This is a genomic window from Pseudomonas sp. NY15181 (genome assembly GCF_048068055.1).
Classification (GTDB): Bacteria; Pseudomonadota; Gammaproteobacteria; order Pseudomonadales; family Pseudomonadaceae; genus Pseudomonas.
In genome coordinates this window covers 1,052,256-1,076,543 of sequence record NZ_JBLUPT010000001.1, presented here as the reverse complement: position 1 = coordinate 1,076,543, position 24,288 = coordinate 1,052,256, and the positions used below count along the sequence as shown (strand labels likewise).

The 24,288-nt window shown below is 65.4% G+C and carries 12 protein-coding genes; 6 read left to right on the top strand and 6 right to left on the bottom strand.

Annotated elements, in window-relative coordinates; all coding sequences use genetic code 11:
* Nucleotides 1–36: 36 nt before the first annotated feature.
* The 4 genes from ACNFBT_RS04930 to ACNFBT_RS04915 all read right to left on the bottom strand — a co-directional run bounded on the left by ACNFBT_RS04930 (nt 37) and on the right by ACNFBT_RS04915 (nt 3,258).
* Entirely contained in the window at nt 37–816 is a 780-nt protein-coding gene (locus ACNFBT_RS04930; RefSeq protein ID WP_416746960.1) for an ABC transporter permease, read from the bottom strand.
* Nucleotides 813–1,745 (bottom strand): ABC transporter ATP-binding protein, encoded by a 933-nt coding sequence (locus tag ACNFBT_RS04925; RefSeq protein WP_416746958.1) that lies wholly within the window; start codon nt 1,743–1,745, stop codon nt 813–815. Before ACNFBT_RS04925 ends, ACNFBT_RS04930 begins: the two co-directional genes overlap by 4 nt.
* A gap of 107 nt (nt 1,746–1,852) precedes the next feature.
* A complete protein-coding gene (locus ACNFBT_RS04920) occupies nt 1,853–2,470 on the bottom strand; it encodes a glutathione S-transferase (RefSeq protein WP_416746956.1) in 618 nt (205 codons plus the stop codon).
* 116 nt (nt 2,471–2,586) lie between these two features.
* Nucleotides 2,587–3,258, bottom strand: coding sequence for a transglutaminase-like domain-containing protein (locus tag ACNFBT_RS04915; RefSeq protein ID WP_416746954.1), 672 nt, complete (start codon nt 3,256–3,258; stop codon nt 2,587–2,589).
* A 234-nt stretch (nt 3,259–3,492) separates the two neighbouring features.
* Between ACNFBT_RS04915 and ACNFBT_RS04910 the strand changes: the two genes are divergently transcribed.
* The 3 genes from ACNFBT_RS04910 to ACNFBT_RS04900 all read left to right on the top strand — a co-directional run bounded on the left by ACNFBT_RS04910 (nt 3,493) and on the right by ACNFBT_RS04900 (nt 6,952).
* Nucleotides 3,493–5,928 carry an acyl-CoA dehydrogenase gene (locus tag ACNFBT_RS04910; RefSeq protein ID WP_416746952.1) on the top strand — a complete coding sequence of 812 codons (2,436 nt, stop codon included), beginning with the start codon at nt 3,493–3,495 and terminating at the stop codon, nt 5,926–5,928.
* Between the two features lie 127 nt (nt 5,929–6,055).
* Nucleotides 6,056–6,475, top strand: a complete 420-nt coding sequence (locus tag ACNFBT_RS04905) for a PA2816 family glutamine-rich protein (protein ID WP_416746950.1) — start codon at nt 6,056–6,058, stop codon at nt 6,473–6,475.
* A 66-nt stretch (nt 6,476–6,541) separates the two neighbouring features.
* On the top strand, nt 6,542–6,952 hold the full coding sequence (locus ACNFBT_RS04900) for a PA2817 family protein (protein WP_416746948.1): 411 nt from the start codon (nt 6,542–6,544) through the stop codon (nt 6,950–6,952).
* 67 nt (nt 6,953–7,019) lie between these two features.
* On the opposite strand, the gene ACNFBT_RS04895 is transcribed toward ACNFBT_RS04900, so the two are convergent.
* Nucleotides 7,020–8,060, bottom strand: a complete 1,041-nt coding sequence (locus ACNFBT_RS04895) for a TerC/Alx family metal homeostasis membrane protein (protein WP_416746946.1) — start codon at nt 8,058–8,060, stop codon at nt 7,020–7,022.
* 53 nt (nt 8,061–8,113) lie between these two features.
* Nucleotides 8,114–8,770 carry an HAD-IB family phosphatase gene (locus ACNFBT_RS04890; protein WP_416746944.1) on the bottom strand — a complete coding sequence of 219 codons (657 nt, stop codon included), beginning with the start codon at nt 8,768–8,770 and terminating at the stop codon, nt 8,114–8,116.
* 114 nt (nt 8,771–8,884) lie between these two features.
* Between ACNFBT_RS04890 and ACNFBT_RS04885 the strand changes: the two genes are divergently transcribed.
* The 3 genes from ACNFBT_RS04885 to ACNFBT_RS04875 all read left to right on the top strand — a co-directional run bounded on the left by ACNFBT_RS04885 (nt 8,885) and on the right by ACNFBT_RS04875 (nt 24,184).
* The gene (locus ACNFBT_RS04885) at nt 8,885–9,055 is read left to right on the top strand and encodes a hypothetical protein (RefSeq protein ID WP_416746942.1); all 171 of its coding nucleotides are present in this window, start codon (nt 8,885–8,887) and stop codon (nt 9,053–9,055) included.
* A gap of 350 nt (nt 9,056–9,405) precedes the next feature.
* Nucleotides 9,406–15,762: a beta strand repeat-containing protein gene (locus tag ACNFBT_RS04880; protein WP_416746940.1), complete on the top strand. Its 6,357-nt coding sequence runs from the start codon at nt 9,406–9,408 to the stop codon at nt 15,760–15,762.
* Between the two features lie 256 nt (nt 15,763–16,018).
* On the top strand, nt 16,019–24,184 hold the full coding sequence (locus ACNFBT_RS04875) for a DUF5801 repeats-in-toxin domain-containing protein (protein WP_416746938.1): 8,166 nt from the start codon (nt 16,019–16,021) through the stop codon (nt 24,182–24,184).
* The last annotated feature ends 104 nt before the right edge of the window (nt 24,185–24,288 follow it).

The window sequence follows — 24,288 nt, the reverse complement described above, 5'->3', positions numbered from 1 at the left end:
CCAACCGGGGCCTTTTTCATCAGCAGGTGGCAGCAATCACTGCCGCATCCCCCGCCCGCTCACCAGCAGGCGCACGCAGAACACATAGAGCACCACCGTCGCCACCAGCATGAACACCACAGCGACACCGATACGAATGTCCGACACGCCGAGGATGCCGTAGCGGAAGGCGTTGACCATGTGCAGGATCGGGTTGGCCAGCGAGACGGTCTGCCAGAACGGCGGCAGCAGGGTGATCGAGTAGAACACCCCGCCCAGGTAGGTCAGCGGCGTCAGCACGAAGGTCGGGATGATCGAGATGTCGTCGAAGTTGCGCGCGAACACCGCGTTGACGAAGCCGCCCATGGAGAAGATGGTCGCCGTCAGCAGCACCACCAGTACGGTGATGCCGATGTGGTGGATCTGCAGGCTGGTGAAGAACAGCGACAACAGCGTCACGATCAGGCCCACCGCCAGGCCGCGCAGCACGCCGCCGGCGACGAAGCCCAGGAGGATGGTGTGCGGCGATACCGGCGACACCAGCAGCTCCTCGATGTTGCGCTGGAACTTGCTGCCGAAGAAGCTCGACACCACGTTGCCGTAGGAGTTGGTGATCACCGACATCATGATCAGGCCCGGCACGATGTACTGCATGTAGGTGAAGCCGCCCATGTCGCCGATCTGCCGGCCGATCAGGTTGCCGAAGATCACGAAGTACAGAACCATGGTGATCGCCGGCGGCAGCAGGGTCTGCGGCCAGATGCGCAGGAAGCGGCGGACTTCGCGGTAGACGATGGTGTTGAGGGCGACCCAGTTGGCGCGCAGATCGCTGCTCATACGGCCACCTTCGACAGATTCTTCTCCACCAGCGACACGAACAGTTCCTCCAGGCGATTGCTCTTGTTGCGCAGGCTCAGCACTTCCACGCCCTGGGCGTTGAGCTGGGCGAACAGGCCGTTGATGCCCATGGCCTTGTCCACCTGCACCTCCAGGGTGTGGTCATCCACCAGGCGCACGGGGTAGCCATCGAGCTTTGGCACCTCGGTGAGCGTCGCCTTCAGGTCGAGGTAGAAGGTCTCCACGTGCAGCTTGCTCAGGAGCTTGCGCATGCTGGTGTTCTCCACGATGGTGCCGTGGTCGATGATCGCGATGTTCCGGCAGAGCTGCTCGGCCTCCTCCAGGTAGTGCGTGGTGAGGATGATGCTGATGCCTTCGCCGTTGAGCTCGGTGAGGAAGTTCCACATCGAGCGGCGCAGCTCGATGTCCACGCCGGCGGTGGGTTCGTCGAGGATCAACAGGCGCGGCTCGTGGACCAGCGCGCGGGCGATCATCAGGCGGCGCTTCATGCCGCCGGACAGCTCGCGGGAGGCGGAATTGCGCTTGTCCCACAGCCCCAGCTGGGTCAGGTACTTCTCGGCGCGGCCCTTGGCCACGCTCATCGGGATGCCGTAGTAGCCGGCCTGGGTGACGACGATGTCGAACACCTTCTCGAACTGGTTGAAGTTGAACTCCTGGGGCACCACGCCCAGGCAACGCTTCAGGCCGTACGGGTCCTTGTCCAGGTCATGGCCGAACACGTTGACCGTGCCGCTGGTCTTGTTCACCAGGGTGGAAAGGATGCCGATGGTGGTGGATTTGCCGGCGCCGTTGGGGCCGAGCAAGGCGAAGAAATCGCCTTCGGCGACGTCCAGATCGATGCCCTTGAGGGCCTGGAAGCCGTTGCCGTAAGTCTTCGTCAGTTGACGGATGGACAGCGCGGAACTCATGGGGATTCCCGTTGCAAGTCTTAGGAATGTCGCAGGTCTTTGGAAAAAGGCCTGCTTGATAATGGTCCGCCGCGAGGATTGCAACCTCCGCGGCGCGCGGCAAAGCCTCAGGTCAGTTCGGTCATCACTGCGTCACGGTAGGCCGGACGCGCCTTCAGGCGTGCGTACCAGGCCTGCAGATGCGGCTGTGACGGGCGCTCGATGGGCATTTCGAACCAAGCATAGATGAAGCTGCCCAGCGGAATGTCACCGATACCCAATTGTTCACCGGAGAGATAGGGCTGCTTGGCCAGCGTCTGCTCGGGGATGTCCAGCAGGCGCGCGCAGGCGTCGAGGGCGGCCTGGATGGCGGCGCTGTCACGCTGCTCCGGCGGGGTGCGCAGGGTGCCCCAGAACAGCGTGCGGAAGGGGCCGGCGAAGGTCGAGGTGGTCCAGTCCATCCACTTCTCCGCGCTGGCGCGTTGCTGCAGGTCCTGCGGGTAGAGCGCCGGGGCGTAGCGCGCGGCCAGGTAGCGGACGATGCTGTTGGACTCCCAGAGGATGAAGCCGTCGTCGTCCAGGGTCGGCACCACGCCGTTGGGGTTCAGTGCGCGGTACGGCGCCTCGTTGACCAGGCCGAACGCGCCGCCGGCGTCGATCCGCTCATAGGCCAGACCCGCCTCCTCCGCGCACCAGAGCGCCTTGCGCACGTTGGAGGAATTCTTCCGGCCCCAGATCTTGAGCATGCTGCGCCTCGCTTGTTGTCGTCATTCGATGGCATCGCGCCCTCCGGGCGCGACTTCGGATGACGGCACCCTACCGACTCGGGCGCCAGGAAAAAAGGCGTCTGCGCTGATGATGACTATCGATTGTGTTCATGCTTCGCCGCTTCGATGCGAAGGTCGCCGGCCAGCGGGGTATCACCGCCGGTGAACAGGTGCGGATAGCACTGCTGCAGGTAGCCGAAGAAGAAGTCCTCCGGCACGTCGGCGAACTGGCCGTGGTCGCGCAGGTATTCCATGTGCCGCTCCCCCGCATGATTGAACGGGTGGAACACACTGTCCTTACGGCCATCGAATTCCAGCGGCAACACGCCGAAAGCCTCGCACAGGCCGATATCGAAAGCCGGCGTGGCCTTGACCCAGCGGCCTTCGAGGAACAGTTCGGTATAGCCGTGCATGGCGAACATCTCGCTGCGCAGCATCTCCAGCAGGCGCGGCGTGGCCAGGTGGTTCTTCACATCGGCCAGGCCGATCCGCGCGGGAATCCCGCAATGCCGTGCGCAGGCCGCCAGCAGCGTCGCCTTGGGCACACAGTAGGACTGCCCGGCCTGCAGCGCGTGGCTGCCGCACAGGGTCTGCGGGTCGAGGCTGAACACATAGGGGTTGTAGCGAATCCGGTCGCGCACCGCGTAGTAGAGCGCTACCGCCTGTTCCAGCGGGGTGCCGCCCTGGCCCCGGTGATTTTCCGCGAACTCGACCACCGCGGGGTGGTCACTATCCACGAAGCGGCTGGGCTTCAAGTATTGCTGCATGGCGCTGTCTCCGCGATCCCTGTCGTTGATGGCGCCGCCAGTCTAACCAGCCGGCGTGCCCGGCAGGCACGGCGATCCGGCCAAGCTGTCCGGTCATGCGGCCATTGGTCATGTTCGGCGGTCTAAGCTTGCGGGGCGTCGCGCCAGGCGCCCACCGCCCTGCCCGCGCACCATTCGTCACCAAGCCCGTCGCGGCCGGTTGCCGTCGTGGCGGACTGTCATGGAGGAATCACCATGCTGCTCATCTGGTTGCTCGTCCTGATTCTCGGCATCGCCTGGCTGGCCCATCGACGCGCCTCGCCGCTCAAGGCCATTGGCCTGGTGGCCGTGTACCTGGTGCTGATGAGCCTGTTCAGCCACGCCCACGCCTGGATGGTGCCGCTCTGGCTGCTCTGGGCGGTGGTGGCAATGACCATCCTTGCCGCTGACCTGCGCCGCGGCCTGTTCAGCTCGCGGCTGTTCGCCTGGTTCAAGCAGACCCTGCCGCCGATGTCGGACACCGAGCGCGAGGCCATCGAGGCCGGCACCGTCTGGTGGGACGGCCAGCTGTTCAGCGGCCGCCCGGACTGGAGCACCCTGCTCGCTTATCCCAGGGCGCAACTGAGCGAGGAAGAACAGGCCTTCGTCGACGGCCCCACCGAGCAATTGTGCGCCATGGTCAGCGACCATGACATCGGCCAGCGCATGGACCTGCCGCCCGAAGCCTGGGCCTTCATCAAGGCGCAGGGTTTCTTCGGCCTGATCATCCCGAAGGAGTACGGCGGCAAGGGTTTCTCCGCCCTCGCCCACTCGCAGGTGGTGATGAAGCTCGCCAGCCGCAGCGGCGACCTCGCCTCCACCGTAATGGTGCCCAACTCCCTGGGCCCGGCCGAGCTGCTGCTGCACTACGGCACCGACGCCCAGCGCCAGCGCTATCTGCCGCGCCTGGCGACCGGTGAAGAAATCCCCTGCTTCGCCCTGACCAGCCCGCAGGCCGGCTCCGACGCCGGCGGCATGACCGACATCGGCATCGTCTGTAGGGGCCAGTGGAACGGCGAGGAAGTCCTCGGCCTGCGCCTGACCTGGGAGAAGCGCTACATCACTCTCGGCCCGGTGGCCACCCTGCTCGGCCTGGCCTTCAAGTGCCATGACCCGGACCACCTGCTGGGCGAGGAAGAAGACCTGGGCATCACCCTGGCGCTGATCCCCACCGACACCCCCGGCGTCGAGATCGGTCGCCGCCACCTGCCGCTGGGCGCGGCCTTCATGAACGGCCCGAACGCCGGCCGGGACGTATTCGTGCCGCTGGACGCCATCATCGGCGGCGCACAGATGATCGGCAAAGGCTGGATGATGCTGATGAACTGCCTGTCGGTGGGCCGTTCCATCTCCCTGCCGGCGGTGGGCACCAGCGCGGCCAAGACCGGCAGCTACGTCAGCGGTCGCTACGCGCGCATTCGCGAACAGTTCAACGTGCCGCTGGCGGCCTTCGAAGGCATCCAGGAGGCCCTGGCGCGCCTCGGCGGCAACGCCTGGATGATGGACAGCGCGCGCATCCTCACCGCCAGTGCGGTGGACCTGGGCGAGAAGCCTTCGGTGCTCTCGGCCATCCTCAAGTACCACCTCACCGAGCGCGGCCGCGAGTGCATCGCCCACGCCATGGACATCCACGGCGGCAAGGGCATCATCATGGGCCCGAACAACTACCTGGGGCGGGCCTGGCAATCCGCGCCGATCTTCATCACCGTCGAGGGCGCCAACATCCTCTCGCGCAACCTGATGATCTTCGGCCAGGGCGCCATCCGCTGCCATCCGTACGTGCTCAAGGAAATGGAGCTGGCGCATCGCGAGGACCAGGACCAGGCCGAGCGCGAGTTCGACCAGTTGCTGCTGAACCACATCGGCTTCGCCGTCGGCAACGCCGCCAGCAGCCTGCTGCTGGGCCTTGGCCTGGGCAGCTTCGACCAGGTGCCGGGCGACCGCCTCAGCCGCCCCTACTACCGCGCGCTCAACCGCCTGGCCGCGGCCTTCGCCCTGCTCGCCGACGTCAGCATGATGCTGCTCGGCGGCGAACTGAAACGCCGCGAACGCCTCTCGGCGCGCCTGGGCGATGCGCTCAGCCATCTCTACCTGGGCTCGGCGGCGCTCAAGCGCTACCACGACCAGGACAACCCGGAGTACCTGCAACCGCTGCTGCGCTGGGCGCTGGAGGAGAACCTGTGCAAGGCCGAGGCGGCGCTGGCCGGGCTGATCGACAACTTCCCCAACCGCCCGTTCGCCTGCCTGCTGCGCATGCTGGTGCTGCCGCTGGGCCGCCGCCATCGCGGCCCGGGTGACAAGCTGGACGCCGAGATCGCCGCCATCCTCGGCGCTCCGTTGGAGAACCCGGCGCTGCAGGCGATCATCCAGGGCGCCTTCCTGCCCAGCGACCCGCAGGACCCGATCGGCAAGCTCGGCGTGGCCTACGACCAGCTCGTCGAGGCGGCCCCGCTACAGGACAAACTGCGCCAGGCGCTGCGCGACGGCCGGGTAATCCCCGCCGCCGGCCAGTCGCCCATCGACGCCGCCCGCGATGCCGGCGTGCTCGAAGGCAACGAGGCGGAAGCCCTGCACGAAGCCGAGCGCGCACGCCGCGCGGTGATCGACGTGGACGACTTCGCCCAGGAGGAGCTGGGCGGCAAGGCCGGCTGAAGCATCCGCCGATAGCTCGGGGGCGCCTGCGGGCGCCCTTCCCGATTGCGCCTTTACCGACGCACAGCAGTGCCGTCTGCGGCCACAGGGTGCACACTGCAGCTGTACCCGTCATGGAGAACACGCCATGCACAGAAGCCTTCCCCTGCTGCTGACGATGCTGCTCGTCGGCGCCGCCCAGGCCGACTCCTGGCTCTACCCCAGTCAACCACGGCCGGTAGCGCCGCCCACGCCGGTCATCGACCCCCTCCAGCAACAGCAGGACAGCCTGCGCCGGCAAAGCGAGATGCGCCAGAACGAGCAGGAGCGTCAACGCCTGCAATACGAAAGCGATCGCCTGCAGATACAGCAGGAGAATCTCCGGCGCCAGCAGGACAGCCAGCGGCTGCAGGACATGCAGCGCCGGCAGAGCGACCAGTTGATCCAGCGGCAGCAGAGCGATCTGCAGCAACAGCAGCTGCAGCAACAGCAACGCCTGCTCGACCAGCAGCAACAGCGGATCGACAACCGCCTGCGGCAGATTCAGTCACGACCGCTGCGCCCCTAGGGCGGCAGAGCCGGTGAAACCCGATATACTCCGCAGCCGTTTCAACGCTGTCCCAGAGGAAGCACCATGGCCAACGCCTATCTCGACCACCACCTCGCCCTGCTCAACCACCTGCGCATGATCCTCGGCGCCCTGGGCGAAGCCGAGCAGGTGCCGGAAGACAATCACGGCCTGTTCCTCGAACGCTTCGACGAACTGATGGCCGAGCTGCCGCGCGATCCGGAAGGCGCCCAGTACCTGGGCCAGGACCTGATCAGCCAGGTCTTCCACCGCTACCCGCAGATCGCCCACCTGGTCCCGCGCGACCTGCTGTGGTTCTTCGGCGGCGACTGCCTGCACTTCATGCCCGACGAAGAACTGCAGATGTACCAGCAGCTCGACGAGCGCCGCTTCGAGGCTGAAGAGAACGGCGAGCCCTTCGACTGGAACCACGAGAAGCAGCTGCTGGCCCTGCCGGACGACACGCCCAAGCACTGACACGCAGTTCGCTTGAACAAGAAAGCCCGCATCGCGCGGGCTTTCTCGTTTCAGGCAGCGAGTGGTCTCAACGGTCGGAAACTACGCCCGCCACCTCTTCCTTGGCCGGGAACAGCAGGCTGGCCACTATCCCCACCGCCAGAATGGCCAGGACGATGAACAGGCTGGTATTGGCATCGATGCTGTAGCCATGGTGGAACAGGTGGTCGGTGGCATTCAGGCCCAGCTTGGCGGCGATGAAGAAAAGCAGCACCACGACCGCCTTCTCCAGGTGCACCAGGTAGCGCTTGAGCGCTTCAAGGACGAAATAGAGCGTCCGCAGGCCCAGGATCGCGAACAGCATGGCGGAGTAGACGATCAGAGGTTCGCGGCTCACCGCGATCACCGCGGGCACCGAGTCGAAGGCGAACAGCACGTCTGAAACCTCGACCACCACCAGGCAGAGGAACAGAGGGGTGGCGAAGAGTGCCCCTCTGGCGGCCAGGCTCAGGCCCTTGTTCTCGGTCTTATGGGCTTCCACTTCGAGCTTGCGGCGGGGCACGAAGAAATGGCGGCCGTACAGTTTCGGCCAGACCGGGAAAAGCCTGCTGGCGAACCTATAGGCTAGATGCTGGGAATAGTCCTCCTCCTCGTCATCGTCGCCGCCGCCCTTGAGCATCATCACGGCGGTCCAGGCGACGATCAGCGAGAACACGATCTCGACCCAGGGGCCGAGGGCCAACAGGCCGGTGCCGATGGCCACGAAGATGCCACGGAAGACGATGGCGCCCAGGATGCCCCAGTACAGCACGCGGTGACGCAGCCCGTCCGGCACCTTGAACCAGGCGAAGATCGCCATGAACACGAACAGGTTGTCGACGCTCAGCACCTTCTCCAGGGCATAGCCGGTCAGGAACAGGCTGGCCGCCTGCGCGCCGTGCTGGACATAGAGGAAACCGGCGAAGGCCAGGGAAATCCCGACCCAGAAGATCGACCAGCCCGCCGCCCGCGCCAGGGAAATGGGGCGGTCGTCGCGGTGCGTCGCCATATCCAACAACAGGGCGGCAAGGGCCAGCCCGACGAATACCGCCAGGGTCAGCGGGGGAAATCCCAGGTGTGTCAGTTCCACGATTGCGTTTCTCTGGATGGGGGTTCAGCCGGCTGTTCCGGCGATGGGTCGGGTCAGGCGGCCGGCCGGGTCGGGCCGGGTGTGCGCCGCCACGGCGGATGGAATGCCCGCCAGTGCGGGTCCTGGGCTGCACGCAACAGGGCATGGTCGCCACGGGTGTCGCCCCAGGCGCGCAGCCGGTAGCGGGTCAACGGGCCGTACGCTGCCTCCAGGCGCAGGACCTTGTTTTCGCAGCGGCAGTTGCCGCCGAGGATGCAGCCGCTCAGGCGGCCATCCCGCACTTCCAGTTCGGTGCCGATCAGCCCGACGCCCAGGCGCTTGGCAAACGGCCGCAACAGCAGCGTCGGCGACGCCGAGCAGAGGGTGACTTCGGCGCCGGACTCAAGCTCGGCCTCGACGCAGCGCAAGCCCGCCGAGCGCAGCAGATAGCGCCAGACAGACCGGCAGTAGGCATCCGCCCGCGCAGATAGCCACTGCACCTCGACACCGCAGAGAAAAGTCGCGATCAGGCAGGCCTTGAGCTCGTCACGACCCAGTCGGCCGACGGCGAATTTCAGGCAAGGCACGGCGAGCCTGGGCAGGCGCCGCAGGAACCCGACGCTACCAAAGGCGAACCACAGGAACGGAATGAAGCTGTCATGCCGGGTCAGGGTGCCGTCGAAATCGAACACCGACAGCACCCTGGCTTCGCCGCGAGGCGCCATGGTCATGCGCGTCTCCATCACGGCGACTCCGGGCCAGCGCCACGCACTTCTGCCGGTGGGCTGGAGTGGACAGGCCGGCGTGCTGACATCGACAGGTCCGGGAAAGGGATCAGCCATGGCATGGGCGTCGAAGCCTCGATCGAGCAGCCTTCAGGAAATCCTGTTCAGCCCGCGCGCAGCGGGATGAACGGAGCCACCTCGATCGCAGTGCAATCGAGCGAAGGCATTCTCAAGCGGCCCCACGACCCGAAATACGGGATTCTTCCCGGGGTAACGTCAGAATCTTCTTGAATGCCGGCGAGCGTCGGTCCTGGCGCCGTCGCCGCCCGGCCCCACCCGGAGCAGCCCGAAGAACAGGCAGAGCGGGTCACGGTGTTGGTGGGTTCGAGCCAGCCCTGAATGACCGGGTTACAGGCTACGCAGCCCGAACGGTGCTCAGGCGCTCTCTCCTCATTCCCAATCGACCTATGCGCTGCAGCCGAGTGCATCGGCCCGTCGCCCTCCCACGTAGTCCGAATCTCCTATCCCGCCTGGGAGTATCGGCCGATGCGAGCCTCCCCGCGGTCTCCCCATAGTGATGGCACGTAGCCGTATAGGGCAAACGGCCAACCTCAATGACTGAAACCGCGCGGGAGAACGTCATGACTACCCATAAGAAAAATGCATCGCCAACGAGCGATGTATCTGTCAGCACCGACCAGCAAGATTACGCACCCGGTAGCACGGCCAACATCACGGCCAGCGGCTTCGCCGCCGGCAGCACCGTGACCTTCCACGTGCAGCACGTCTCGGACGCCGGTCCGGACGGCATCTGGGGCACGCCCGACGACGTGATCGAAATCACCTCCGGCGCCGGACACGACCCGTGGTCCGTGACCGACGGCGGCCCCGGCGATCTCGACGGCGAGGTCAACGGCAGCATCACCACCTCCTGGTACGTGAACCCCGACGACTCGCTCGGCGCCACCTTCCTGCTCACCGCGCAGTCTGGTGACGCCCTGGCGACAGCCTCCTTCACCGACGGTCCGATTGTCGTGGCGACCGGCGCGACCGCTTCGCTGGACGAAACCGCTGGATTGCAGAACGCCACGGCCACCCCCAGTCCGGCGGGAGACGCCAACGACAACGACATCGCGCTGGCTTCCCTGCCCGGTGTCTTCACCACCCGCCTGACGGCACTCGGCGCGGGCACCGCCACGGGTGCCGCCCTGAGTGGCTATACGGGCGCCGCAGGCAACACCGGCAGCAACGCGTTCACCCTCAACCCCGCGCCTGGGGCCGTGATTACCGACGTCAGCTTCACCGACAGTCTCGGCGCGGCGCTCAACGGCCTGGACAGCGGTCTGCAGACCCTCGATGGGACGCACATCCTTCTCTATACGGATACGAACAACAACATCGTCCTGGGCCGCGCCGGAAGCTCGTCGGGCACCATCGTGTTCGCGGCCTATATCGAAGAGACCGGCTCACCGCTCTCGGGCGGCAAGATCTGGACCGTGGAGTACCAGCCACTCAAGCATCCGGATGCCACCAACCCTGACGACGCCGTCAACCTGCTGAACAAGGTGTTCATCGGAGCCGCCCAGGACCTGACCTTCAGCCTGGCCAACGCCCCCTCCGGACAGAACCTGTTCCTGATGTTCACCACGGCGAATCCGACGACCTTTACCGACGCCAGCAATGTCGTGCGGATTTCCAGCCCCGCCATCATCGCCACCGGCAAGGACCCCGCGGACCAGTCGGGCGGGGCCAATATCACCACCGGCGACACCATCAATACCAGCCAGGCGGGCGGCCCGACCACCTTCGGCACCAATAACCAGATGATCGTGGAACAGGAGGGCATTCGCTTCACCTTTGTCACCGGTGCCAGGCAGGACATGACCATTCCCAACCTGGACCAGACCGAAGCGGATGTGGAATCCAATATCGACTTCACCGGCATGTTTAACGCGAGGTCGGCCAGCTTCGACGTGGTGCAGTTGCAAAGCGGCAAGAGCGCGGTGGTGACGATCAACGCCTTCAATACGGCTAAAGAATCCGGCGTGGACTTCGTCAACGGTTATGCAGGCGATACGACGGTCAACATCACCAATGTCCGTGTGATCAACAACAGCACCGGACTGGTGATCGAGAATTCGGACGGCACGGTGAATGATCCGAGCATTGTCATCACCATTACTTCCGGCGTGGCAACCATCACCGGCGTCAAGGCCGGCTACAAGATCGAGTACACCACCTCGGCTGATCACAACCGCGTGCTCGTCCAGAACGGGGCCGCCCTCAATGCCTCGGGCAATAACCACGCCGCCTTCGATATCGGTGGCTTCAAGCTGCTCCAGGTCTCCAATGCGACCGCTGAAATCGGCTCCTCCATGATCTTCGAGGATGACGGGCCATCCGCGACCGGCACCCCGGTGACCGGCACCGTAGACGAAGACGGTCTGCCCAACGGCATTCCCGGCGGGGTCGGCGACGTGGCCGGCGAGGCCACGGTCGCCAGCGGCAGTGTGACCGGCATCTTCCAGTCCGGCGCGGACACGCCGCTGACCTATTCCATGTCCAGCGACACCAGCGGCTTGCCGACACTGAGCTCCGGCGGCACGACCCTGGTCTACAGCGTCGTCGGCAACACGCTCACCGCCACTGCCGGCGTGGGCGGCGCCACCGTGTTCACCTTCAGTCTCACCTCGGCGGGCGCCTACACCTTCACCCTGGTCGGCCCGCTGGATCACCCGGCCGGCAACAATGAAAACGACATCACCCTCAACCTCGGCACCTTGCTTCAAGCCTCCGACAAGGACGGCGATACGGTAACGGCCGCGGCCGAGAAACTGGTCATCACCGTCGATGACGACTCGCCCAACGCGACCGGCACCGCCGTGACCGGCACCGTCGACGAGGACGGCCTGGCCAATGGCATTCCCGGCGGGGTCGGCGACGTGGCCGGCGAGGCCACCGTCGCCAATGGCAGCGTGACCGGCATCTTCCATTCCGGCGCCGACGTACCGCTGACCTATTCGGTGTCCAGTGACACCAGCGGCTTGCAGGCACTGAGTTCCGGTGGCACGGCCCTGGTCTACAGCGTTGTCGGCAATACGCTCACCGCCACGGCCGGCGCGGGCGGCGCGACCGTGTTCACCTTCAGCCTGACCTCGGCGGCCGCCTATACCTTCACCCTGCTCAAGCCGCTGGATCACCCGGCCGGCAACAACGAGAACGACATCAACATCAACCTCGGCACGCTGCTGCAAGCCACCGACAAGGACGGTGACACGGTGACGGCCTCGGCCGAGAAACTGGTGATCACCGTCGATGACGACACGCCGACGGCCACCGGTACCCCGGTGACCGGCACCGTCGACGAAGACGGCCTGGCCAATGGCATTGCCGGCGGTGTCGGCGACGTGGCCGGCGAGGCGACCATCGCCAGCGGCAGCGTGACCGGCATCTTCCAGTCCGGCGCCGACGTGCCGCTGACCTACGGCTTGTCCAGCGACACCAGCGCCTTGCAGGCGCTGAGTTCCGGCGGCACGGCGCTGGTCTACAGCGTTTCGGGCAACACGCTGACCGCCACGGCCGGTGCAGGTGGCGCCACGGTGTTCACCTTCAGCCTGACCTCGGCCGGTGCCTACACCTTCACCCTGCTCAAACCGCTGGATCACCCGGCCGGCAACAATGAAAACGACATCAACATCAACCTCGGCACGCTCCTCCAGGCCACCGACAAGGACAGCGATACAGTGACCGCCGCGGCGGAAAAACTGGTCATCACCGTCAATGACGACACTCCGACCGCGACTGGTACTCCGGTTACCGGCACCGTCGACGAAGATGGCCTGGCCAATGGCATTGCCGGCGGTGTCGGCGACGTAGCCGGCGAGGCCACGGTGGCCAGCGGCAGCGTAACGGGCATTTTCCAGTCCGGCGCCGACGTGCCACTGACCTATGGCTTGTCCAGTGATACCAGCGGCCTGCCGGCACTGAGTTCCGGCGGTACGGCATTGGTCTACAGCGTCTCGGGCAACACCCTTACCGCCACAGCCGGTGCGGGTGGCGCCACGGTGTTCACCTTCAGCCTCACCTCAGCCGGTGCCTATACCTTCACCCTGCTCAAGCCGCTGGATCACCCGGCCGGCAACAATGAAAACGACATCACCCTCAACCTCGGCAGCCTGCTCCAGGCCACCGACAAGGACAGCGACACAGTGACCGCCTCGGCCGAGAAACTGGTCATCACGGTCGATGACGATACCCCGACGGCGACCGGCACCCCGGTCACCGGAACGGTTGACGAAGATGGCCTGGCCAATGGCATTGCCGGCGGTGTCGGTGACGTGGCCGGTGAGGCCACCGTGGCCAGCGGCAGCGTGACCGGCATCTTCCAGTCCGGCGCCGACGTACCGCTGACCTACTCGATGGCCAGCGATACCAGCGGCCTGCCGGCACTGAGTTCCGGCGGTACGGCACTGGTCTACAGCGTCTCGGGAAATACCCTCACCGCCACGGCGGGTGCGGGGGGCGCCACGGTGTTCACCTTCAGCCTGACCTCGGCGGGTGCCTACACCTTCACCCTGCTCAAGCCGCTGGATCACCCGGCCGGCAACAATGAAAACGACATCACCATCAACCTCGGCTCGCTGCTCCAGGCCACCGACAAGGACAGCGATACGGTGACCGCCTCGGCCGAGAAACTGGTGATCACCGTCGATGACGACACCCCGACCGCCACCGGTACGCCGGTCACCGGCACGGTGGACGAAGACGGCCTGGCCAATGGCATTGCCGGCGGTGTCGGTGACGTGGCCGGCGAGGCCACCGTGGCCAGCGGCAGCGTGACCGGCATCTTCCAGTCAGGCGCCGACGTGCCGCTGACCTATGGCTTGTCCAGTGACACCAGCGGCTTGCCGGCACTGAGTTCCGGCGGCACGGCACTGGTCTATGGCGTCGTTGGCAACACGCTCACCGCCACGGCCGGCGCGGGCGGGGCCAGCGTGTTCACCTTCAGCCTCACCGCTGCAGGCGCCTACACCTTCACCCTGCTCAAGCCACTGGATCACCCGGCCGGCAACAATGAAAACGACATCACCATCAACCTGGGTTCGCTGTTGCAGGCCACCGACAAGGACAGCGATACGGTGACCGCCGCGGCGGAAAAACTGGTCATCACCGTCGATGACGACACTCCGACCGCGACTGGTACTCCGGTGACCGGCACCGTCGACGAAGACGGCCTGACCGGTGGTATCCCTGGCGGCATCGGCGACGTGGCGGGCGAAGCCACCGTGGCCAGCGGCAGCGTGACCGGCATCTTCCAGTCCGGCGCCGACGTGCCGCTGACCTATGGCTTGTCCAGTGACACCAGCGCCTTGCAGGCACTGAGCTCCGGCGGCACGGCGCTGGTCTACAGCGTCCTGAACAACACCCTCACCGCCAAGGCCGGTGTCGGCGGCGCCAACGTGTTCACGCTGAGCCTCACCGCCGCGGGTGCCTACACCTTCACCCTGCTCGGCCCGCTGGATCACGCGACCGGTAACAACGAGAACGACATCACCATCAACCTCGGCACCCTGCTGCAAGCGACCGACAAGGACGGCGACACAGTGACTGCCTCGGCCGAGAAGCTGGTCATCACCGTCGACGACGACACGCCGACCCTCGCCTTCGGCAACCTGATCGGGACCGGCAGCACCCTTCCGCAGACCGGGTACTGGGACAAGGCATACGGCGCCGACGGCCTGGGTGCGACCGGCCTGGACATCACGCTGGTGAATGGCCAGTTCACCCTGGTCAGACCGGACAACACGACCACCACCGGGACCGGCACGCTCACCGAGCAGGCGCCTTCGCCGGACGTTAATGGCGCGTACCACTTCGGCGGAGCCCTGACCGGTGACTTTGACAACAACGCCGCAACACCGAACACCAGCGTCGACTACACCCTGACTGCCTATGCCGATGGCAGCTACACACTGGACCTGGTGCAAGGCTTCAGTTCGACGGTCACCTTCAGTAGTGCCGACGGCGCACTGGGCGCCGGCGGGCCTGACCCAGTGCAAACGCTGACAATAGGTACCGAACATGTGGTGTTCTTCAACGCAGTTGCGACGGCCCCGCAGACCGGCGCCAACAGCATCCTGAGCGGCATCGGGCAAGGAGCGACCGACCCCACCGAAGCGCAACTGGAAGCCCTCCCCGCTAACCAGAAGCTGTTCATCGGCGCCTCCAACATGAACGTCAGCACCTCCGGTATTGGTGTCGACAACAACATCCTGCAGGGAACCACGGCGGGCATCGGCTCCGGAGACGAGAGCTTCGTCGTCAACCCCGAGACCTTGTTGACGTCCGTGAAGGTCTTCATCGACAACTCGGTGAGCGGTTACAACCCGGCGACGGAAGAGCTGTACTACACGGCCTACTACGACGACGGCACGACGTCCGGTGCGCCGATCAAGGTACTTGCCGCTGACCTGCACTCGGAGCCTAAGGGACAGGTGTCCTTCACCATCCAGACGGCCACCAACAAGCTGATCGACGCGGTCCAGCTCATCATGGGCAACGGCGACGTCAAGATCCCAACGATCCAGTTCATCAAGCAGGTCGAAAACCTGGCCAGCGACGTCAAGCTGTCGTTCAACGCCACGATCACCGACAAGGATGGGGACACGGCGACCAGTGCCTTCAACGCCAACCTGTTCGCCAGCGACGGGGCCGCTGCAACCTTCAACTACACGCTAGTTGGCACGAGCGGTGCGCGTGACGCCTTCAACGTCGATCTGGCACGCACCGAGAACACCTACCAGGTCACCGGCTTCGATGTGACCGCCGGCCACCACGACGCCATAGTGCTCATTGGCGACCAGGCCTCCACCTTCTCGATCAACAACGCCGGTGCAAACAGCATCGTGACGGTCAACGAGACGGGCGGCCAGGTCACGACCATCACCGTGGTCGGGGTCGACCTGCTCAATACCGATATCGTGCATGGCAGTGCCTGATCCACTGGGCAAGTGAAAGGATGCGAGGGTGGTGTGGAAACCACCCTCGCCTTTCCGCCCCACCGCATCCGCAATGAACGCTCGCGCGCCGCGACGAGCGATGCCTTCGCTCGCCCCTTTCAGATAGGCCGAATCTCCCACCTCGTCTGGGAGTATCGGCCGATGCCCAATCCCTCGCACATCCCCATAGTGGTCGTATGTGGCAGTAAGAGGCCGCACCCCGGCCTGCCTGAGTGGCACTGCCCGGGAGAAAGCCATGACCACCCCGAAGAAATACACGCCGCCTACCGTCACGACTGACCAGCAAGACTATGCCCCCGGTAGCACCGCCATCATCACGGCCGCCGGCTTCCCCGCCGGCAGCACGGTGAGGTTCCAGGTGCAACACGCCACGGGAGCCGGCGCGGATGGCATCTGGGGCACGCCCGACGACGTGCTCGCTACCACCTCCGGTGCGGGACACAACGCCTGGTCCGTGACCGACGGCGGTGCCGGCGATCTCGACGGCAAGGTCAACGGCAGTGTCACCACCTCCTGGTACGTGAATCCCGACGACTCGGCCGGCGCAACCTTCCTGCTCACCGCAACTTCCAGTGACGGGACTGTGGCAACGGCATCCTTTACCGACGACCCGGTCGTCGTGGCGACCGGCGTGACCGTTACCCTGGACGAAACCGCCGGGCTGCAGGACGCCACGGCCACGCCCAACCCTGCGGAAGACTCCAACGACAATGACACCCTGCTGGTCTTGCCCACGGCCTTCGCCACCCGGTTGGGAGTTCTGGGGGCAGGTAGCGCCACGGGCGAAGCCCTGAGCGGCTTTACGGGCGCAGCTGGCGACACCGGCAGCAATGCGTTCACCCTCAATCCCCTGCCCGGCGGGAGCATTACCGATGTCCGCTTCGCCGACAGCGGCGGCGCGGCGCTCAATGGCCTGGACAGCGGCCTGCAGACCCTCGATGGCACCCACATCCTTCTGTATACGGATACCGGCAACAACAACATCCTTGTGGGGCGAGCCGGGAGCGCAGGCGGCGCAATAGTGCTTGCAGCCTATATCCAGGAAACCGGATCGCCGGTCTCGGGCGGCAAGATCTGGACCGTGGAATACCAGCCACTCAAGCATCCGGACGCCACTAATCCCGACGATGCCGTCAACCTGCTGAACAAGGTCTTCATCGGCACCAGCCAGGACCTGACCTTCAGCCTGGCCAACGCGCCTTCCGGGCAGAACCTGTTCCTGATGTTCGCCTCGGCGAACCCGACAACCTTCACCGACGCCAGTAATGTCGTGCGGATATCCAGCCCCGCTATCATCGCCACCGGCAAGGACCCCGCGGACCAGTCGTCGGGCGCCAACATCAACACCGGTGACACCATCAATACCAGCCAGGGCGGCGGCCCCACCACCTTCGGCACCAACAACCAGATGATCGTGGAACAGGAAGGCATCCGCTTCTCGTTCGTCACCGGTGCCCGGCAGAACGTGACCGTTCCCAACCTGGATCAGAACGAAGCGGATGTTGAAGCCAACATCGACTTTACCGGTGTCCTCAATACGAAAACGGCCAGTTTCGACATCGTGCAGCTGCAAAGCGGCAAGAGTGCCGTCGTATCGGTCAGCGCCTTCAGCACTGCGGTTGAATCGGGTGTGAACTTCATCAACGGCTATGGCAACGACACGTCGATCGCCATCAGCAGCGTACGTGTCATCAACATCAGCACCGGGCTGGTGATCGAGAACTCCAATGGCTCGGTGAATGACCCCAACATTTCCATCAGCTTTAACAGCGGGGTTGCAACCATCACCGGCGTGCTGGCCGGTTACAGGATCGAATACACCACGAGCCAGGATCACAACCGTGTGCTCGTGCAGAACGGAGCGCCCGTCAACGCCTCCGGCAATGACCACGCCGACTTCGATGTCGGCGGGTTCAAGCTGCTCCAGGTCACCACCGCGACCGGCGAAATCGGCTCCCAGATGATCTTTGAAGACGATGGTCCGTCCGCGACCGGCACTCCCGCGACCGGCACCGTCGACGAGGACGGTCTGCCCAACGGCATTCCCGGTGGGGTCGGCGACGTGGCCGGCGAGGCCACGGTCGCCAGCGGCAGTGTGACCGGCATCTTCCAGTCCGGCGCCGATGCGCCACTGACCTATGCCATGTCCAGCGATACCAGCGGCCTCCAGGCGCTGAGCTCCGGCGGTACGGCACTGGTCTACAGCGTCGTGGGCAATACGCTCACCGCCACGGCTGGGGTGGGCGGCGCCACCGTATTCACCTTCAGCCTCACCTCGGCGGGCGCCTACACCTTCACCCTGCTCAAGCCGCTGGATCACCCGGCCGGCAATGACGAAAACGACATCACCCTCAACCTTGGCACCCTGCTCAAGGCCACTGACAAGGACGGCGACACAGTCACCGCCGCAGCCGAGAAACTGGTCATCACCGTCGATGACGACACACCCAATGCGACCGGCACCGCCGCGACCGGCACCGTAGACGAAGACGGCCTGCCCAATGGCATTCCGGGCGGGGTCGGCGACGTGGCCGGCGAGGCCACCGTCGCCACCGGCAGCGTGGCCGGCATCTTCCACTCCGGCGCCGACGTGCCGCTGACCTATTCGCTGTCCAGCGACACCAGCGGCTTGCCGGCCCTGACCTCCGGCGGGGTCGCGGTGACCTACAGCGTCCTGGGCAACCTGCTCACCGCCTCGGCCGGTGCGGCCACCGTGTTCACCTTCAGCCTCAACGCGACGACGGGCGCCTACACCTTCACCCTGGTGAGTCCGCTGGATCACCCGGCCGGGAATGACGAGAACGACATCAACATCAGCCTCGGCACCCTGCTCCAGGCCACCGACAAGGACAGCGACACGGTAACGGCCTCCGCAGAGAAGCTGGTCATCACGGTTGACGACGACACCCCGACGGCGACCGGGACGCCTGCCACCGGCACCGTCGACGAGGACGGCCTGCCACACGGTATTGCCGGTGGTGTCGGTGACGTCCCCGGCGAAGCCACAGTCGCCAGCGGCAGCGTGGCCGGCATCTTCCACTCCGGCGCCGACGTGCCCTTGACCTACTCCCTGGGTACCGACACCAGCGGCCTGCCGGCACTGAGTTCCGGCGGGGTGGCGGTAACCTACAGCGTCCTGGGCAACACCCTTACCGCTTCGGCGGGTGCGGCCACCGTATTCACCTTCAGCCTCAACGCGACCACGGGCGCCTACGCCTTCACCCTGATCGGCCCGCTGGATCACCCGGCCGGCAATGACGAGAACGACATCACCCTCAACCTCGGTACGCTGCTCAAGGCCACCGACTTCGACGGTGATACGGTGACGGCCGCGGCCGAGAAGCTGGTCATCACGGTTGACGACGACACCCCGACCGCTACTGGCACTGCGGTGACCGGCACGGTCGACGAAGACGGCCTGCCCAATGGCATCGCCGGCGGGGTCGGCGACGTCCCCGGCGAGGCCACCGTCGCCAGCGGCAGCGTGACGGGCATCTTCCAGTCCGGCGCCGACGTACCGCTGACCTACTCCCTGGGCACCGATACCAGCGGCCTGCCGGCACTGACTTCCGGCGGCGTGGCGGTAACCTACAGCGTGCTGGGCAACCTGCTCACCGCCTCGGCCGGCGCGGCCACCGTGTTCACCTTCAGCCTGAGCTCGACAGGTGACTACAGCTTCACCCTGGTCAGCCCGCTGGATCACCCGGCCGGTAACGATGAGAACGACATCACCATCAACCTCGGCACCCTGCTCAAAGCCACCGATTTCGACGGTGATACAGTCACCGCCGCAGCCGAGAAACTGGTCATCACCGTCGATGACGACACCCCGACAGCTATCGGGACGCCTGCCACCGGCACGGTCGACGAAGACGGCCTGCCCAATGGCATACCGGGCGGCGTCGGCGACGTGCCCGGCGAGGCTACCGTCGCCACCGGCAGCGTGGCCGGTATCTTCCAGTCCGGCGCCGATGTGCCCTTGGCCTACTCCCTGGCTACTGACACCAGCGGCCTGCCGGCACTGACTTCCGGCGGGGTCGCGGTGACCTACGGCGTCCTGGGTAACCTGCTCACCGCATCGGCGGGTGCGGTCACGGTGTTCACCTTCAGCCTCAACGCGACGACAGGCGCCTACACCTTCACTCTGGTCAGCCCGCTGGATCACCCGGCCGGCAATGACGAGAACGACATCAACATCAGCCTCGGCGCCTTGCTGAAGGCCACCGACAAGGACGGCGACACGGTAACGGCCTCCGCCGAGAAGCTGGTCATCACGGTTGACGACGACACCCCGACGGCGACCGGGACGCCTGCAGCCGGCACCGTCGACGAAGACGGCCTGGCCCATGGCATCGCCGGTGGTGTCGGTGACGTGCCCGGCGAGGCTACCGTCGCCAGCGGCAGCGTAACCGGCATCTTCCACTCCGGCGCGGATGTGCCGCTGACCTACTCGCTGTCCGGCGACACCAGCGGCCTGCCGGCCCTGACCTCCGGCGGGGTGGCGGTGACCTACAGCGTCCTGGGCGACACCCTCACCGCCTCGGCGGGTGCGGCCACCGTGTTCACCTTCAGCCTCAACGCGACCACGGGCGCCTACGCCTTCACCCTGCTCAGCCCGCTGGATCACCCGGCCGGCAATGACGAGAACGACATCACCCTCAACCTTGGCACCCTGCTCAAGGCCACCGACTTCGACGGTGATACGGTAACCGCCGAAGCCGAGAAGCTGGTCATCACGGTTGACGACGATACGCCGACCGCCACCGGGACGCCTGCGACCGGCACCGTCGACGAAGATGGCCTGCCGCACGGTATTGCCGGTGGTATCGGCGACGTGGCCGGCGAAGCCACAGTCGCCAGCGGTAGCGTGACGGGCATCTTCCAGTCCGGCGCCGACATACCGCTGACCTATTCGTTGTCCAGCGACACCAGCGGCCTGCCGGCCCTGACCTCCGGTGGGGTGGCGGTAACCTACAGCGTCCTGGGCAATGTACTCACCGCCTCGGCCGGCGCGGCCACCGTATTCACCTTCAGCCTGAGCTCGACAGGTGACTACAGCTTCACCCTGGTCAGCCCGCTGGATCACCCGGCCGGTAACGATGAGAACGACATCAACATCAACCTCGGCACTCTGCTCAAAGCCACCGACTTCGACGGTGATACGGTGACGGCTGCGGCTGAAAAACTGGTCATCACCGTCGATGACGACACCCCGACCGCCACCGGAACTCCGGTAACCGGCACCGTCGACGAAGACGGCCTGGCCAATGGCATCGCCGGTGGGGTCGGCGACGTCCCCGGCGAGGCCACCCTCGCCACCGGCAGCGTGACCGGCATCTTCCAGTCCGGCGCCGACGTGCCGCTGACTTACTCCCTGGGCACCGACACCAGCGGCTTGCCGGCGTTGAGTTCCGGCGGAACGGCGTTGACCTACAGCGTGCTGGGCAACCTGCTCACCGCCTCGGCGGGCGCGGTCAGCGTATTCACCTTCAGCCTGAACGCGACGACGGGCGCCTACACCTTTACCCTGCTCAAACCGCTGGATCACCCAGCCGGCAACAATGAAAACGACATCACCATCAACCTCGGCACGCTGCTGAAAGCCACCGACTTCGATGGTGATACGGTGACAGCTTCGGCCGAGAAACTGGTGATCACCGTCGACGACGATACGCCGACCGCCACCGGAACTCCGGTAACCGGCACCGTCGACGAAGACGGCCTGGCCAATGGCATCGCCGGTGGGATCGGCGATGTCCCCGGCGAGGCCACCGTCGCCACCGGCAGCGTGGCCGGTATCTTCCAATCCGGCGCCGACGTGCCGCTGACTTACTCCTTGGGCACCGATACCAGCGGCTTGCCGGCATTGAGTTCCGGCGGAACGACGTTGACCTACAGCGTCTCGGGCAACCTGCTCACCGCCTCGGCGGGCGCGGTCAGCGTATTCACCTTCAGCCTCAACGCGACAACGGGCGCCTACAGCTTCACCTTGCTCAAACCGCTGGATCACCCGGCCGGGAACAATGAAAACGACATCACCATCAACCTCGGCACGTTACTGAAAGCCACCGACTTCGACGGTGATACGGTGACCGCCTCGGCTGAAAAACTGGTCATCACCGTCGATGATGACACCCCGACCGCCACCGGAACTCCGGCAACCGGCACCGTCGACGAAGACGGCCTGCCCAATGGCATCGCCGGTGGGATCGGCGACGTCCCCGGCACGGCCACCATCGCCACCGGCAGCGTGACGGGCATCTTCCAGTCCGGCGCCGATGTGCCCTTGACCTACTCCCTGGGCACCGACACCAACGGCCTGCCGGCACTGAACTCCGGTGGGGTGGCGGTGACCTACGGCGTTTCGGGCAACACGCTCACCGCCTCGGCGGGAGCGAGCACCGTGTTCACCTTCAGCCTGAACGCGACGACGGGCGCCTACACCTTCACCCTGCTCAAACCGCTGGATCACCCGGCCGGTAACAACGAGAACGACATCACCCTCAACCTCGGCACACTGCTCAAAGCCACTGACTTCGACGGTGATACGGTGACGGCCTCGGCCGAGAAACTGGTCATCACGGTGGACGACGATACGCCGACCGCCACCGGCACCCCGGTCACCGGCACGGTCGATGAAGACGGCCTGCCGGGAGGCATCCCCGGCGGTATCGGCGACGTGGCCGGCGAAGCCACCATCGCCAGCGGCAGCGTGACCGGCATCTTCCAGTCCGGCGCCGATGTGCCGCTGACCTTCGGCTTGTCCAGCGACACCAGCGCCTTGCAGGCCCTGAGTTCCGGCGGCACGGCGCTGACCTACAGCGTCCTGAACAATACCCTCACCGCCTCCGCCGGCGCAGTCAGCGTGTTCACCCTGGCCCTTACCGCAGCGGGTGCCTACACCTTCACGCTGCTCAAACCGCTGGACCACCCGACCGGCAACAACGAGAACGATATCAACATCAACCTCGGCACCCTGCTGCAAGCCACTGACAAGGATGGCGACACGGTGACCGCTGCGGCCGAAAAACTGGTCATCACCGTCGACGACGACACGCCGACCCTTGCCTTTGGCAACCTGATCGGGACCGGCAGCATCCTTCCGCAGACCGGGTACTGGGACAAGGCGTACGGCGCTGACGGACTTGGCGCGAGCGGCCTGGACATCTCGCTGGTGAATGGCCAGTTCACCCTCGTCAGGCCCGACAACTCGACCACCACCGGGACCGGTACGCTCACCGAGCAGTCGCCCTCGCCGGACGTCAATGGCGCATTCCACTTCCTCGGCACCCTGACCGGTGACTTCGACAACAACGCCGCAACGCCAAACACCACCGTCGACTACGCGCTGACCGCCTTTGCCGACGGCAGCTACACCCTGGACCTGGTGCAAGGCTTCAGTTCGACGCTCGTCCTCAGCACCGCCAACGGCGCACTGGGTGCCGGCGGTCCCGACCCGGTGCAAACGTTGACGATCGGCACTGACCATGTGGTGTTCTTCAATGCCGTCGCAACGGCGCCGCAGACCGGCTCCAACAGCATCCTGACCGGCATCGGGCTCGGCTCGACCGACCCCACCGAAGCGCAGTTGCAGACCAACCCCCTGCCGTCGTTCATCGGCTCAAGCGCCTTGAACGTCAGCACCTCCGGCATCGGCATCAACAACAACAACCTGAACGGCAACAACACCTCTGGCGTCAACGCCGGTGACGATAGTTTCGTCGCCAACCCGCAGACCCTGCTGACCTCCGTGAAGGTCTTCATCGACAACTCGGTGGGCGGCTACGACCCAGCCTCGGAAGAGCTGTACTACACGGCCTACTACGATGACGGCACGACGTCCGGTGCCCCGATCAAGGTCGGAGCCGGCGACCTGCACGCGGAAGCGGGGAACCAGCAGTCCTTCACCGTCCAGACGGCCAGCGGCAAGATGATCGACGCGATCCAGCTCACCATGGGCAAGGGCGTGGTCAAGATCCCGACCATCCAGTTCATCACCCAGGTCGAAAGCCTGGCCAGCGACGTCAAGCTGTCGTTCAACGCCACGGTCACGGACAAGGACGGAGACACGGCGAGCAGTGCGTTCGCCGCCAACCTGTTCGCCAACGACGGCGCCGGCGCGACCTTCCAGTACACGCTGGCGGGCACGACCGGTGCACGCGATGCCTTCAACGTCGATCTGTCGCGCCCCGAAAACACTTACCAGGTCACCGGCTTCGATGTGACCGCTGGCCACCACGACGCCATAGTGCTCAACGGCGACCAGGCCTCCACGTTCTCGATCAACAACGCCGGCGCCAACAGCATCGTGACGGTCAACGAGACGGGAGGACAGGTCACGACCATCACCGTGGTCGGGGTCGACCTGCTCAATACCGACATCGTGCACGGCAGCGCCTGATTCATCGAGCGCATAAAAAAAAAAGCGAGGGTGGTGTGGAAACCACCCTCGCTTTTTCATTTCGCCGCCAGAATGAGACTCGCGCACGGGAACAACGAGAACAG

Coding starts and splice junctions, on each gene's coding strand:
- ACNFBT_RS04930 (WP_416746960.1), bottom strand. CDS start 816: ATGAGCAGCGATCTGCGCGCCAACTGGGTCGCCCTCAACACCATCGTC.
- ACNFBT_RS04925 (WP_416746958.1), bottom strand. CDS start 1,745: ATGAGTTCCGCGCTGTCCATCCGTCAACTGACGAAGACTTACGGCAAC.
- ACNFBT_RS04920 (WP_416746956.1), bottom strand. CDS start 2,470: ATGCTCAAGATCTGGGGCCGGAAGAATTCCTCCAACGTGCGCAAGGCG.
- ACNFBT_RS04915 (WP_416746954.1), bottom strand. CDS start 3,258: ATGCAGCAATACTTGAAGCCCAGCCGCTTCGTGGATAGTGACCACCCC.
- ACNFBT_RS04910 (WP_416746952.1), top strand. CDS start 3,493: ATGCTGCTCATCTGGTTGCTCGTCCTGATTCTCGGCATCGCCTGGCTG.
- ACNFBT_RS04905 (WP_416746950.1), top strand. CDS start 6,056: ATGCACAGAAGCCTTCCCCTGCTGCTGACGATGCTGCTCGTCGGCGCC.
- ACNFBT_RS04900 (WP_416746948.1), top strand. CDS start 6,542: ATGGCCAACGCCTATCTCGACCACCACCTCGCCCTGCTCAACCACCTG.
- ACNFBT_RS04890 (WP_416746944.1), bottom strand. CDS start 8,770: ATGACCATGGCGCCTCGCGGCGAAGCCAGGGTGCTGTCGGTGTTCGAT.
- ACNFBT_RS04885 (WP_416746942.1), top strand. CDS start 8,885: ATGGGCGTCGAAGCCTCGATCGAGCAGCCTTCAGGAAATCCTGTTCAG.
- ACNFBT_RS04880 (WP_416746940.1), top strand. CDS start 9,406: ATGACTACCCATAAGAAAAATGCATCGCCAACGAGCGATGTATCTGTC.
- ACNFBT_RS04875 (WP_416746938.1), top strand. CDS start 16,019: ATGACCACCCCGAAGAAATACACGCCGCCTACCGTCACGACTGACCAG.